Raw genomic sequence first — 12563 nt, 5'->3', positions numbered from 1 at the left:
CCGCGCGGGGGCGTTGCTGAACCTGACCCGCCTGGTCCTGGACCGCGACCTGACCGGCACCACCGGCACCCACCGCCCGCACATCACCGCCGTGGTCGACCTGGACACCCTGCACCGCGCCCTGAACCGCGCACCCGGCACCCGGGCGGGCGACGACCAGTCGCCAACCGGATCGCCACCAGCGGGAGACATCGGGTCACCGCCACCACCCGCCGCCGGCACCGCACCACCGCGCCCGCCGGGGCTGGGCGGGGACGTGGAGCGGTTCGCGGTCGCCGAGCTGGTCGGCACCGGACCCATCCCGGACACCGTGCTCGCCCGGCTCGCGTGCGACTCSGCGATCACCCGGGTCGTGTTCGGACCGGCGTCCCAGGTCCTGAACGTCGGACGCACCGAACGCACCTACACCGGRCCCAAACGCCGCGCCATCATCGCCCGCGACCGCCACTGCCAATACCCCGGCTGCGACGCCCCACCCGCCATGTCCGAGATCCACCACACCCAGCACTGGCACCGCGACAACGGCACCACCGACGTCCACACCGGCTGCCTGCTGTGCTGGCACCACCACGAGATCGTCCACGACCGCGGCATCGAGATCACCCACCACCCCACCGGCCGATGGCACTTCACCGACCGCCACGGCCAACCACTCCAGCAAGCCACCCAAGACCGGTCGAGCTCGTCACGCCGATCGTTCACGCGCTGGTGATTCGCCGGACTCACGCGGCGACCGCTTTGGTTGCAGACTGCCCTCATGGCGACTGATGGGGTTCCCGGCGAGGCCGCGGTGGCGCAGGAGCCGGCCGACGCCCACTACGACTACGACCTGGTCGTGATCGGATCGGGCCCCGGCGGGCAGAAGGCGGCGATCGCGTCGGCCAAGCTCGGCCACAAGGTCGCGATCATCGAGCGTCGACACATGATGGGCGGCGTCTCCACCAACACGGGCACCATCCCGAGCAAGACCCTGCGCGAGGCGGTCATGTACCTCACCGGCATGGCGCAGCGCGAGGTCTACGGCGCGAGCTACCGCGTGAAGTCCGACATCACGATGGAGGATCTCTTCGCCCGCACGCAGCACGTCATCGGCCGCGAGCACGAGGTGATCCGCGCGCAGCTGCTGCGCAACCACATCGACATCCTCAACGGCACCGGCTCGTTCCTGGACGCCCACACGGTCGGGGTCCTCGACGACGACGGCGTTCGCCGCACCCAGTTCAGCGCGCGCTTCGTCGTGATCGCCACCGGCAGCAAGCCGCACCGGCCGAACACGGTGCAGTTCGACGGGAAGACGGTCCTCGACTCCGACGGGGTCCTCGCGCTCGAGTCCGTGCCCAACTCGATGGTGGTGGTCGGCGCCGGGATCATCGGGATCGAGTACGCGTCGATGTTCGCGGCGCTGGGCACCCGTGTCACGGTCATCGACAAGCGGCCCGCGATGCTCGAGATGTGCGACCCCGAGGTGGCCGAGTCGCTGAAGTTCCACCTGCGGGACCTGTCGGTGTCGTTCCGGTTCGGCGAGGAGGTCGCGGGCGTCGACAGCAACACCCACGGCACCGTGACCCGGCTGGTCTCCGGCAAGCGGATCGCGGCCGACGCCGTCATGTACTCCGCCGGCCGGCAGGGGCAGACCAACGCGCTCGACCTCGAGGCGGCCGGGCTGTCCGCGGACTCGCGCGGGCGGATCGCGGTCGACGACCAGTACCGGACCGCGGTGCCGAACATCTTCGCGGTCGGCGACGTCATCGGGTTCCCCGCACTGGCCGCGACGAGCATGGACCAGGGCCGGCTCGCGGCGTACCACGCGTTCGGGGAGCCGGCCCGCGAGCTGCAGTCGGTGCAGCCCATCGGCATCTACACGATCCCCGAGATCTCCTACTGCGGCCGCACGGAGGAGGAGCTCACCTCCGAGGCCGTGCCGTACGAGGTCGGCGTGGCCCGCTACCGCGAGCTAGCGCGCGGGCAGATCGTCGGCGACTCCTACGGGATGCTCAAGCTGCTCGTCCACATCGAGACGCGCGAGCTGCTGGGCGTCCACATCTTCGGGACCTCCGCCACCGACCTCGTGCACATCGGGCAGGCGATCATGGCGTGCGGCGGGACCGTCGACTACCTCGTCGACACCGTCCTGAACTACCCGACCCTCTCCGAGGCGTACAAGGTGGCCGCCCTCGACGCGACCAACAAGATCCGCCAGGTGGACCGCTTCAGCAGCTGACCCTTCAGCCGGGCGCGATGCGTGCCGATGTGGGTGGCAACACCCCTGACGCAGGAGCACCGATGACCACCGCCCAGCCCGGCTGGTACCCCGACCCCGCGGACCCCTCGGCGGCCCGCTGGTACGACGGCAGAGGCTGGACGGACCACCGCGCGCCGGCCCCGACACCGGATCCGGCTCCGGCTCCCGTTCAGGCTGCCGCTCCCGCTCCCGTTCAGGCTGCCGCTCCCGCTCCCGCTCAGGCTGCCGCTCCCGCACCTGTTCAGGTTGCGGTTCCTCGTCAGGCTGCGGCTCCTGCCCCTGCTCCGGCCCCTGTTCAGTTGCCTGTTGCGGCGGCCTGGTCGCAGCAGCCCGCACCGTCGAACGTCGCCGCCTGGTCCCAGCAGCCCACACCGACGGCCGTTTCGGTAGCGACCCAGCAGTCGCCCACCAACTTCGCGGCCTGGCCCCCAGAGCCGGCGAACCAGGGGCGCGGCGGCGGCAGGACGGCGCTGATCATCGTCATCTCGGTCATCGCCGGGATCTTCGTGATCGGCCTCCTCGCCGCGATCGCCATCCCCGTGTTCCTCAACCAGCGCGCGAAGGCCGAGCTGTCGGGCCTCTCGTCGGTGACCTGCGAGTCCATCGGCGCCGAGGCCGTCGCGACCTCGCAGGCCGGGGTGACCGGTGACCAGATCCCGCTCACGTCGGTCAGCGGGCTCACGATGACGGACGACCGCCGGCCCACCATGCACCGTCCCTCGCCGGGCAGCTCCGAGCTCGTGATGAGCTGCTCCGGGACCGCACTGTGGCAGGACGGGGTCACGACGCCGCTGGACGTCGAGCTCTACGTCGACTCGGCCATGACGCACACGGTGTCGTTCACCTGGGAGTGACCGCCCGGTCCGTCTGATCAGTCTTCGGTGGCGGCCGACCCGCGCGCCACGGCGGCGACCATCGCCTCGGCGATCTCGGACGTCGCGGCCGCGAGGATCGAGTCGGACTCCAGCGACCACGGCTCGCCCCGCGCGTCGAGGACGACCCCGCCGGCCTCCCGGACCAGCACCACGCCCGCGACCACGTCCCAGGCCGCGTTGCCGAACAGGATCGAGGCCGACGTGCGGCCCGTGGCGACCCACGCCAGCTCGGTGGCCGAGGTGCCGACGACCCGCACCTTGCCGACGGTCGCCGCCACCTCCCGCAGCGCCTTGGCCCGCACGTCGAGCGGCCAGGGCGCCACGGAGGTCCACGACAGGTCCCCGACCGTCACGGTCAACGAGTCGAGCGGACCGTCGAGGGTCGACACGCGGACGTCTCCGTCGCCCGTCCGGACCCACGTCCCGGCGCCACGCGCCGCCCAGACGATCTCGCCGGTGGTCACGTCCGCCGTCACACCGACCACCGGGTCACCCTCCGCGAGCCGCGCCAGCGTGCACGCGACCAGCGGCAGGCCGGCGACGAAGTTCGCGGTCCCGTCGATCGGGTCGACCACCCAGCGGTCCGGCGCCGACTCCCGCGGCGACCTCTCCTCGCCCTGGACCGGCAGCGACGACCCGGCCCGCAACGTGCCGACGACCGCGTCCTCCGTCGCCAGGTCGACCGCGGTGACCAGGTCGTTGGGGCCCTTGAGCCGCAGGACTGCGCGGTCGTCGGTCCCCCGCACCACCGCCAGGCCCGCCTCGACGGCGCGGAGGGCGAGGTCGACATCGGGCTGGAGGTCCTGGGCGATGAGCGTCGTCATGGGCGCATCATCGCCCCTGCGTGCGTCGCCCAGGTGAACGGGCGTCCGTCAGTCGGTCGCCGTGGTGCCCTCGTACAGGCCGAGCTGGTTGCCCTCCGAGTCCTCGAACGCGGCCCACCAGCTGGTCGGCGAGATCTCCTGCTTCTCCAGGACGGTGCGGCCGCCGAGCTCGTTCGCCCGCTTGAGCGCGTCGTCGATCGAGTCCACCTCGACGTAGCTGCGCGGCACCTGCAGGTTTCCCGCCCGCGCAGAGAACCCGCCGCCGCTGATGCCGTTCGGGGCGGCCCACATCGGGTACCCCTCGTACCCGGGCGACTCCTTGATATCCCAGCCGAACAGCTCCGCGTAGAACGCGGTCGCCCGCTGGAGGTCGTCCGCCGGGATGTCGATGTGCGTGATGTCGCCGTGCGCCATGGCCTCGCTCCTCGCACTCCTGGAGGGCCCCCCGGGGTGGCAGGCCCGGAACCGGACAAGCGTAGGACCGGGAACGACGAGGACGACAGCCCGCGCGGGTTCACGCATCGACGGCCGTCGCAGGCGGATTCGGCGCACCCGCCGACCTCGGCTATCCTCAGTCGGCCGGGAGGATTCGCCTAGTGGCCTATGGCGCACGCTTGGAAAGCGTGTTGGGTGAAAGCCCTCGGGGGTTCGAATCCCCCATCCTCCGCGCACCGAAGGGCCCGTGAGCAGCTGCTCGCGGGCCCTTCGACTTGCCGCCACGACAGTGGCCTCGAGGTCAGCTGTCGGTGGGCGATCCTGTCGCAGGGCCCCACCGCCACATGCGTCACTCGCTGACCAGGTGCACGACCGGGCGGGAGGATGTCCCGACGCCGAGCGCCCCGTCAGGCACACCGCGCACGACGAACCTCGGCAGCACGAGCGTGATCATCACGATCAAGAACGCCAGCGCGATGGCGACGACCAGGCACCCGCACCCGAGACCTCGCCCAGCCGTCCAGGACCCCGGCTCTCGGGCTGGTCGTGTCATCGGTCGACGCCTGTCCGTGGGGTAGCTAGCTTGCCGCGAACGCGGCCGAGGCGAAGATGACAGCGCCGAGCACGGCCACCGCGTACGCGACGGGGACCAGCCAGCGTCCGACCCGGGGGAAGCGTCGCTCGATGAGCCGTCGCCGCTTCCTGCGCTCTGCTTCATCGAGAGACCAACCGGTGAACGGCGACCGTCCGCCGGTGGCCCACTGCGCCAGGCCGGCGCCGGCAAGGGCCATCGCGGCGCCCACGACAAGGGCTGTCCGCTCCCAGCTCGACACGGCTCAGCCCTTCCCGACGACGCTCGATCCGTTCGTCGTGGCGACACATGCTCGCAGACGAGCGGGTCCGCAAGGCGTCGGTTCGCCGGTCGATGTTCTTGCCCCCCGGACACCAGAACCCCGACGTCGCGAGCCGCCTCGCGGGAGGCAAGCTCGACGTCCACGACGGTCGGCCCGACGTGGCCGATGGACCGATCACCCTCGGTCCGACGTACGCTCCTTCGTCGTGGCCACCTTCTCCTCCGTCTCGCGCCAGCACGTCCTCCAGGCGATCGCCGAGTACGACGAGCGCGGTGGCAGCGAGTTCCTCGACCTCTACGGGTTCACGCCGGCCGTGGGCTACCCGCTGGTCCACGAGGGCCGCAGCTACGACTCGAGGGCCGTCCTCGGCGTCGCGCACCGGTACGCGACCGGGCGGCTGGCGACGTCCGAGGAGTTCCACGGCGGCATGCAGAGCGCCGTCACGATCCTGCGCAAGCGCGGCTTCGAGGTCATCGAGCCGGCCTCGGCCGTACGCGCGGCCCCGGTCCGCGCCCCGCGTGCCACTCGCACGCCGGCCGTCCGGGCCACCCCGACCCGTGAGGCCGCACCGGCGATCTGCCCGACGTGCCTGATGACCCTCCCGGCGACGGGCATCTGCGACGACTGCGGCTGACCGTCGTCGCTCGACCGACTATCCCTCCAGCCAGGCCAACGCCCCGCGCGCCGCGACCACGCCGGTGCTGAACGAGGCCTGCAGCAGGTAGCCGCCCGTCGGCGCCTCCCAGTCGAGCATCTCGCCGGCGACGAACGTGCCGGGCAGCCGGTGCAGCATCAGCGACTCGTCGACCTCCGACCACGCGATGCCGCCCGCCGTCGAGATCGCCCGCTCGATCGGCATGGTCGCGGTCACCACCACCGGCACCGCCTTGACCAGCGACGCCATGGCTGACGCGTCGCTCGGCAGCGCCCCCGCCAGCCCCTCCCGCAGCAGCCCGATCGCGACCGGGTCCAGGGCGAGCGTCCGGCGCAGCCAGTTCGAGCCGGAGTCCTTCGGCCGACGACGCTCCAGCCGCTCGGTGACCTGCTCGTGGGACAGAGACGGACGCAGGTCGACCTCGATCACGCTGCGACCGTCGGAATCGAGGTCATCGCGGATCGCGGCGCCGATCGCGTAGACCGGGCCGCCCTCGATGCCGGTCCGCGTGACCATCGCATCACCGCGGGACCGGTGCCCGCGCACTGACAAACCGACGTGCTTGAGYGGCTCCCCCTCGAACCGGTCGGCGAACGTCCCGGTCCACTCGACGCGCATCCCGACGTTCGCGGGTCGCAGCGGCGTCGTCGTGACCCCACGCTCGGAGAACGGGCCGACCCATCCGCCGTCCGCCCCGAGCCGCGGCCACGACGCTCCCCCGAGCGCGAAGACGGTCACGTCGCCGACGACCTCGCGCGCCACCTCGTCGGCACCCGTGAGCTGCAGCCCGCCGTCCGTCCACCCGGTCCAGCGCTGCCGCCGCTCGATCACGACCCCGAGATCGGCCAGGCGCGCCAGCCACGCGCGGACCAGCGGCGTCGCCCGGAACGATCGCGGGAACACCCGCCCGCTCGACCCGACGAACGTCTGCTCACCCAGGCCGGCGCACCAGGCGCGGAGGTCCAGCGGGCCGAAGCTCTCGAGCATCGGCGCGAGCCGGTCGGCCGAGGCGCCGTACCGCGCCAGGAACGGCTCGAGGTCCTCGGAGTGCGTGATGTTCAGCCCGCCGTGCCCCGCGAGGAGGAACTTGCGGGCGGGCGACGGCATCCCGTCGTAGACCGTCACCGCGACGCCGGCCCGGGCCAGCACCTCCGCGGCGATCAGTCCCGCCGGCCCGCCGCCGACCACGCTCGCCCTGCTCATCGGGCGAACGTATCCGACGTCGGCCAGGTCCTCAGACCCCGCGCTCGATCGGGAGCCGTCCCGCCGCCACGGCCCGGACCAGGGCGGCGTGGTCGGCCTCGGTCTGGTCCGCGTACGCGAGCGCGAACCGGGCCATCGCGGTGTCCAGCTTGTCCGACCGGCCCCCGTAGCCGGCGATCATCGACGCCCCGCTGGTCCGCGCGTGGCCCTTGGCCAGCAGGCGCCCGACGATCCCTGCGTAGTCCCCGAGCGCGGCCGCGTCGATCGCGTCCAGGGCGACCGTGCCCTTCATGTTGCGGAACTGGCGCACGTAGAACTGCAGGCCGCCCACCGTCGTCCAGCCGAGCAGCGGGTCGCTCACGGTCTGCAGCGCCTGCTGGTACTCGACGACCCGCTGGCCCTGGTGCGCGTGCCAGGCGCTGTCGCCGTGGACGTGCTGGGCCAGCACCGACCGCCGCGCCTGCTTGAGCTGGAGGAAGACGACGTCGTCGGGACTCGATCCCTCGAGCAGCGCGATGTAGGCGCGCAGGCCGACCGAGCCGACGCCGACGACCTTCTGGGCGACGTCGACGAGGGTGTAGCCGCCGAGCGCCCGGCGCCAGTGCGGGGCGAGCGTGGCGAGGTAGTCGTCGAGACCTTCCGCGACGAGGTCCGCCTCACGGTCGGACAGTCGCGTGATGAGCGGCGGCTGCTCGACGATCCGGCGCTGACCGCCCTCCGACGCGGTGAACTTCGGCAGCGCACGGTCGCTCGTGCGGGTCCGGGCGCGCTTCACGGCCCGGTCGATCTCGGCGGCCAGCGTGCCGTGCGGCGCCCGCTCGTGGATGCGGTCGACATCGAGCCGCTCGAACGAGCGCGCGAGCAGCGGCCGGTCGGCCAGGCGTCGGATCTCGTCGCGGTAGGCGGCGCTGCAGGAGACCGCGGCCGACTCGCACGCGTGCTCGGGCGCACCGTTCTGCCGTCCTGCCACCCAGATGCTGGCGACGAGCCGGCGCAGGTCCCACTCCCACGCGCCGGGATGGGCCTCGTCGAAGTCGTTCAGGTCGATGACCAGGTCGCGCTCGGGCGACGCGTAGAAGCCGAAGTTGCCCAGGTGCGCGTCGCCGCAGACCACGGGCGTGATGCCGGTGACGGGCAGGGTCGCCAGGTCGTTGGCCATGACGACGGCCGACCCGCGCAGGAACCCGTACGGCGAGGCCGACATGCGTCCGACGCGGAGGGGGATCAGCGACTCCAACCGCCCCTCGTGGCTCTCGATGATCTGCGCGACGGGGTCACGGTCCGTCGGAGACCAGTCCCCCAGCGACGAGCGCGGCACGGCCTCGCGCAAGGCGTGCCCGGTCCGGTAGCGCTCCTCGCGGGTGGCCGGCCGGCGCCGCAACGACGCGTAGTCGCTGCTGTCGGCGCTCTGGAGGACCACGTGGCCGGCGACAGGCCGTCCGTCCATCGATGCCCACCTCGGAGTCGGATGCCCTGACCTCCGGAGTCTCCCGCGCCTGTCAACCCGACGGGGATGGCGCCCCACTCCGCACCGGACCACACTGGACGCGCACGACACCCCTGCCACCGACGCCTGAGGGAGACGACGCCACCATGCGCAAGCCGCTCGCCGTCGTCCTGGGGGTCGTGCTGCTGGTCATCGGCACGATCTTCGCGCTCCAGGGGCTCGGCTACCTCGGCGGGAGCGCGATGACGGGGGTCACCCTGTGGGCGGTCGTCGGCCCGATCATCGCCGTCGTCGGGCTGGTCCTGATCGTCACGTCGGCCCGGCGTCCACGCGCCTGAGCACGACAACCTCCTGCGGTGCGGCATGATCGGCGCCGACCAGAGGAGGGCACGTGGCGGTCGACGCCGGCAATCCGATCGATGGCCTCGCCCCCCGCGTGAAGGCCGCGATCGCCCTGGGCTACCTGGTGACGGTCGCCCTCGTGCTCCTGCTCCCGCTGGCGTGGGGCAGCCGGACGGCGCTCGACAACCTGTACGCGATCGTGCCTGCCATCGGCCTCACGTGGTTCGCGGCCTTCGGGTTGGCGGCCGGCGCACTCGCCCGCCGCTGGCCGCGGGTGACGATCGTCGCGCCGGCCCTGGCCCCGCCGATCGACGAGGACGACGAGAAGGCCCGCAGGCTGGTCGTCGCCTCCGCGCGTCGCTGGGGCCGTTGGCGCGCCGCTCGATGGCTCGTCCTGGTGCCCGCCGCCGGCGTCGTCTGGTGGGCGGCATCGGGCACCCTGCACGACGCGGAGGTCGCGGCGCACGAGCCTCGCGTGACGGCCCCGGTCGTCGCCGTCGAACGGGACATGCTGCCGAACCGAGGAGGCGGTCCCGATGGTGTCACCGTGGAGCTCGACGGGCAGCGGGTCGAGCTCTACGGTGACCTGCCCGATGCCGAGGTCGGCGACCGTGTCGTCGTGGTGGTCGACCCCACCACCCCGGACCACGTCATGGACGTCGCGACCCACTCCGGCTGGATCTACTCGCCCGTCGGCGCCTTCGCGCTCGGGATCGGCCTCTGCGCGATCCCCGTCGCGATCGTGCTGATGAGTGCTCGGCCTCGAGGCGCCCAGCGGTCGCTCCGGAACGCGAGGACCGTCGAGGTCATCAGCTTCGAGAGGGTCGACAAGGGCACGCTGCGCGTCGAGGCGGCGCACGGCACCTTCCGGTGGGTGGAGGCCAGCTGGCCCGAGGACGTGCAGAGCGGTCGGTGCCGAGCGGTCGGTGAGATCGTCGCCGGGAGCTGGGTCGCCCTCGTCCGTGACGGGTTCGTCGAGTGGCCGGACGAGCCGCTGCAGCTCTGGGCCGACGACGTCGGCTGACGCTCGGCCGTCAGGCGGTCGCTGCCTCGACTGTCGCGGCCGGCTTCTGGACCCGCCCCCGCACGAAGATCAGCGCCACGATCGCGAGGAGGATGAAGACGAGGTTCGCCGGTCCGGCCGCGGTCAGCAGGACGCTCTGCGGCGCGGTCGCCGCCTCGTCGATCCCGCCCGTGGCCAGGAACAGCGTCGGGTCGTACAGGCCGTGGATGAGCATCGGCCAGATCAGGTTGCCGGTCACGCGCAGCGTCAGGTACATGCAGATGCCGAAACCGAACGCGAACGCGACGGTCACCAGGACGGTGACGACTTCCTGTCCGCCCAAGATGTTCGTCGCGTGCATCAGCCCGAAGATCAACGACGAGAGCACCATGACGACCCACTCGGACTTGCCCGAGTCCCGCAGCATCTTCACCACGATGCCCCGGGTCAAGATCTCCTCGACGAACCCGACGAACAGCCCGGCCACGAAGGTCACGGCGACCACACCGGCGGCATACGAGGCGTAGTCGATGCCGAGCAGCCGCAGCACGATCGCCGCGACCACGAAGACGGGCGCGAGCCACATCCACCACGAGCCACGGATCGGCTGTCGCGCGAACAGCAGCGGGAACCACCCGACCGACGCGACGAACGCGACGAGCACGACCGCTCCGAGAACCAGGGGCACGAGCAACCCGAAGAACACGCTCTGCGGCGTCGCGAAGATGTCGTCGGCGTTCACCTGGTCGCCGAACAGAGCCCCGACCAGCTGCCCGGCCCCGATGTAGAGCGCGAGGTACACGACGGCCACCAGGACCGCTCGCCACCAGCCCCCGCGGTCCCAGAAGGCCTTCCAGCGAGAGGGGGAGGTCGGGTCGATCGAGGTCACGGGCGGCTCCTGTCGTAGCGGGTCGTCACGCGAGCAGCAACGCCGTGCCTGCTCGCTGGACTCACACCATCGCTGACAAATCGCCTACAAACAAGCCGACCCCGGCGGGAACCTCCAGGTCAGGAGAGCGTCGAGTGTCCCGCCCGCCAGACGCTCGGCGCGTCCCCGCGACTGCGCTTGAAGGCGCGGCTGAACGCCTCCTCCGAGTCGTAGCCCACGTGGTGCGCCACCGCGACCACCCCGAGGTCGGTCGTCGCCAGCAGGTCCTGCGCCACGTGCATGCGCCACTCGGTGAGGTACCGGATCGGCGAGCGGCCGAGCACCTCACGGAACCGGGTGTCCAGCTGCGACCGGGACACCAGCGACTCCCGCGCCAGCAGCTCGACGGTCCACTTGCGCTCGGGCCGCCGGTGGATCGACGCCAGCGCGGGGGCCAGCACCGGATCCCGCAGAGCCGCGGTCCAGCCCTGGTCCACAGCCGGGGCGGTCGCCAGGTGCAGGCGCAGGACCTCCACCAGCAGCACCTCGGGCAGGCGGGTCGGGATGCCGAGGGTGCCCGCCGACGTCTGCTCGAGGGCGTACTCGATGTTGGCCTGCACCCACTGCGACGCCGGGCCGGTCGGGTGGACCACGAACACGGGCGGCAACGCCCTCAGCGCCGGGTCGAACAGCGGGTCGAGGCTGTGCAGGTAGCCGCAGACGACGTCGGTCTCGGAGCCGTCCCGGCCGTACCGGAGCACCGGCATCTGCGCCCACGGGGCCGGCGGCATGAACGTCGTGATGGGCACGACGTCGGCGTCCTGCAGGCCGCCCATCCGGTGCTGGTCGCCGTACGGCAGCACGATGACGTCCCCCGGGCCTGCCCAGTGCTTCGCGCCATCACCGACCGCCACCCAGCACGACCCGGACGCGACGACGTGGAACAGCACCACCCGATCCGTGCCCGGTCGCAGCATGGCGGCGGTCACGGGGCCGGACATCGACTCGTACGTCCACGGCTCGCGGTACTCGGCCCGCAGGAAGACGGCGCCCTCGAGCCTGAGCCGCTCCAGCGCGGTCTGCAGCAGGACCGGGTACGTGGGGTCCCGATCAGGAAGGCCGGTGACGCGGTCATGGTCCGCGGACGTGCTCACCACGAGGCTGATCGTGTCATACCGACACATCACGCAAGGAGTACGACAATGCCGCTGTTCATGGACATCCACCACATCGACGGACCTGTTGGGATGGGCGATGTCGCCCAGGCTCACCAGGCCGACCTGCACACCCAGGGTTCCTACGACGTGAACTACCTGAAGTACTGGGTCGACGAGACGCAGGGCAAGATCTTCTGTCTGGTCGACGCCCCCGACGCCGAGACGGCCGCGACCGTCCACCGGCAGGCGCACGGCCTCGTCGCGGACGAGATCTACCGGGTGGACGAGGGCGTCTGAGCTCTCCACCGAAGGCCCGTGACCTGCAGCGATGCGAGGTCACGGGCCTTGTGCCTTTCGGTCCCGGTGCGGGGCGCCCTAGCGTGGCCAGGAGCGCCGGAAGGAGACACCGATGTCCGCACCCGAGACGCCCCCGACCCCGTCGCCGGCGGTCCGCGCCCAGATCCTCGCCACGGAGCACTGGAGCCTGCTGGCCACGCGCAGCACGCTCTGGTCCGAGGTGATGAGCCGCATCACCATCCACCTGACGGTCGTGTCCGCCTCGCTCGTGGTGCTGGCGCTCGTCGCCCAGGCGTCGGGCTTCGGCAGCCCGTYCACCGTCCTCTCGATCGGGCTCGCGTCGGCGGCCCTGATCCTGGGC

The 12563-nt window shown here is 71.9% G+C and carries 14 protein-coding genes, 1 tRNA gene and 3 pseudogenes; 10 read left to right on the top strand and 8 right to left on the bottom strand.

The features are described from left to right. From ACXJKG_RS13705 to ACXJKG_RS13690, 4 genes and pseudogenes are all read left to right on the top strand, one after another. Positions 1–712, top strand: a pseudogene (locus tag ACXJKG_RS13705) (hypothetical protein); the annotation flags it as partial. A gap of 45 nt (positions 713–757) precedes the next feature. Further along, positions 758–2221: a Si-specific NAD(P)(+) transhydrogenase gene (gene sthA / locus ACXJKG_RS13700; RefSeq protein WP_456846300.1), complete on the top strand. Its 1464-nt coding sequence runs from the start codon at positions 758–760 to the stop codon at positions 2219–2221. 17 nt (positions 2222–2238) lie between these two features. Beyond that, a pseudogene (locus tag ACXJKG_RS13695) lies at positions 2239–2388 on the top strand (DUF2510 domain-containing protein); the annotation flags it as partial. Between the two features lie 153 nt (positions 2389–2541). Continuing rightward, entirely contained in the window at positions 2542–3096 is a 555-nt protein-coding gene (locus ACXJKG_RS13690) for a hypothetical protein (RefSeq protein ID WP_456846301.1), read from the top strand. A 17-nt stretch (positions 3097–3113) separates the two neighbouring features. Here ACXJKG_RS13690 and ACXJKG_RS13685 read toward each other — a convergent pair whose 3' ends face one another. Continuing rightward, on the bottom strand, positions 3114–3941 hold the full coding sequence (locus ACXJKG_RS13685; protein WP_456846299.1) for an inositol monophosphatase family protein: 828 nt from the start codon (positions 3939–3941) through the stop codon (positions 3114–3116). A gap of 48 nt (positions 3942–3989) precedes the next feature. After that, entirely contained in the window at positions 3990–4355 is a 366-nt protein-coding gene (locus ACXJKG_RS13680; RefSeq protein ID WP_456846298.1) for a VOC family protein, read from the bottom strand. Between the two features lie 168 nt (positions 4356–4523). Between ACXJKG_RS13680 and ACXJKG_RS13675 the strand changes: the two genes are divergently transcribed. Next, a tRNA-Ser gene (locus tag ACXJKG_RS13675) sits at positions 4524–4608 on the top strand. A gap of 117 nt (positions 4609–4725) precedes the next feature. On the opposite strand, the gene ACXJKG_RS13670 is transcribed toward ACXJKG_RS13675, so the two are convergent. Both ACXJKG_RS13670 and ACXJKG_RS13665 read right to left on the bottom strand, forming a co-directional pair. Beyond that, the gene (locus ACXJKG_RS13670; protein ID WP_456846297.1) at positions 4726–4929 is read right to left on the bottom strand and encodes a hypothetical protein; all 204 of its coding nucleotides are present in this window, start codon (positions 4927–4929) and stop codon (positions 4726–4728) included. A gap of 25 nt (positions 4930–4954) precedes the next feature. Continuing rightward, on the bottom strand, positions 4955–5209 hold the full coding sequence (locus ACXJKG_RS13665) for a hypothetical protein (RefSeq protein ID WP_456846296.1): 255 nt from the start codon (positions 5207–5209) through the stop codon (positions 4955–4957). 226 nt (positions 5210–5435) lie between these two features. Between ACXJKG_RS13665 and ACXJKG_RS13660 the strand changes: the two genes are divergently transcribed. After that, complete coding sequence (locus ACXJKG_RS13660) at positions 5436–5864, top strand: hypothetical protein (protein WP_456846295.1); 429 nt, start codon at positions 5436–5438, stop codon at positions 5862–5864. Positions 5865–5882: 18 nt separating this feature from the next. Here the strand turns inward: ACXJKG_RS13660 and ACXJKG_RS13655 are convergent, their stop codons facing one another. Together ACXJKG_RS13655 and ACXJKG_RS13650 are read right to left on the bottom strand one after the other, a co-directional pair. Then, the gene (locus ACXJKG_RS13655; RefSeq protein WP_456846294.1) at positions 5883–7088 is read right to left on the bottom strand and encodes an NAD(P)/FAD-dependent oxidoreductase; all 1206 of its coding nucleotides are present in this window, start codon (positions 7086–7088) and stop codon (positions 5883–5885) included. A gap of 31 nt (positions 7089–7119) precedes the next feature. Further along, positions 7120–8535: a DUF2252 domain-containing protein gene (locus ACXJKG_RS13650; RefSeq protein WP_456846293.1), complete on the bottom strand. Its 1416-nt coding sequence runs from the start codon at positions 8533–8535 to the stop codon at positions 7120–7122. Positions 8536–8681: 146 nt separating this feature from the next. Between ACXJKG_RS13650 and ACXJKG_RS13645 the strand changes: the two genes are divergently transcribed. Continuing rightward, positions 8682–8873 (top strand): hypothetical protein, encoded by a 192-nt coding sequence (locus ACXJKG_RS13645; RefSeq protein ID WP_456846292.1) that lies wholly within the window; start codon positions 8682–8684, stop codon positions 8871–8873. A 53-nt stretch (positions 8874–8926) separates the two neighbouring features. Next, complete coding sequence (locus tag ACXJKG_RS13640; protein WP_456846291.1) at positions 8927–9901, top strand: hypothetical protein; 975 nt, start codon at positions 8927–8929, stop codon at positions 9899–9901. Positions 9902–9911: 10 nt separating this feature from the next. Here ACXJKG_RS13640 and ACXJKG_RS13635 read toward each other — a convergent pair whose 3' ends face one another. Together ACXJKG_RS13635 and ACXJKG_RS13630 are read right to left on the bottom strand one after the other, a co-directional pair. Continuing rightward, positions 9912–10769 carry a CPBP family intramembrane glutamic endopeptidase gene (locus ACXJKG_RS13635; protein ID WP_456846290.1) on the bottom strand — a complete coding sequence of 286 codons (858 nt, stop codon included), beginning with the start codon at positions 10767–10769 and terminating at the stop codon, positions 9912–9914. A 119-nt stretch (positions 10770–10888) separates the two neighbouring features. Then, positions 10889–11905, bottom strand: a complete 1017-nt coding sequence (locus ACXJKG_RS13630; RefSeq protein ID WP_456846289.1) for an AraC family transcriptional regulator — start codon at positions 11903–11905, stop codon at positions 10889–10891. Between the two features lie 45 nt (positions 11906–11950). Between ACXJKG_RS13630 and ACXJKG_RS13625 the strand changes: the two genes are divergently transcribed. Continuing rightward, positions 11951–12202, top strand: a complete 252-nt coding sequence (locus tag ACXJKG_RS13625; RefSeq protein WP_456846288.1) for a DUF4242 domain-containing protein — start codon at positions 11951–11953, stop codon at positions 12200–12202. A 112-nt stretch (positions 12203–12314) separates the two neighbouring features. Continuing rightward, positions 12315–12563: pseudogene (locus ACXJKG_RS13620) on the top strand (hypothetical protein); the annotation flags it as partial.

Source organism: Cellulomonas sp. P5_C6 (genome assembly GCF_054049635.1).
The sequence above is the reverse complement of the archived record's forward strand: the minus strand, read 5'-3'. Positions and strand labels throughout refer to the sequence as shown.

Bases quoted from the DNA above. Each gene is read 5' to 3' on its own strand.
- sthA (WP_456846300.1), top strand. From the start codon at position 758: ATGGCGACTGATGGGGTTCCCGGCGAGGCCGCGGTGGCGCAGGAGCCG.
- ACXJKG_RS13685 (WP_456846299.1), bottom strand. From the start codon at position 3,941: ATGACGACGCTCATCGCCCAGGACCTCCAGCCCGATGTCGACCTCGCC.
- ACXJKG_RS13680 (WP_456846298.1), bottom strand. From the start codon at position 4,355: ATGGCGCACGGCGACATCACGCACATCGACATCCCGGCGGACGACCTC.
- ACXJKG_RS13670 (WP_456846297.1), bottom strand. From the start codon at position 4,929: ATGACACGACCAGCCCGAGAGCCGGGGTCCTGGACGGCTGGGCGAGGT.
- ACXJKG_RS13650 (WP_456846293.1), bottom strand. From the start codon at position 8,535: ATGGACGGACGGCCTGTCGCCGGCCACGTGGTCCTCCAGAGCGCCGAC.
- ACXJKG_RS13645 (WP_456846292.1), top strand. From the start codon at position 8,682: ATGCGCAAGCCGCTCGCCGTCGTCCTGGGGGTCGTGCTGCTGGTCATC.
- ACXJKG_RS13625 (WP_456846288.1), top strand. From the start codon at position 11,951: ATGCCGCTGTTCATGGACATCCACCACATCGACGGACCTGTTGGGATG.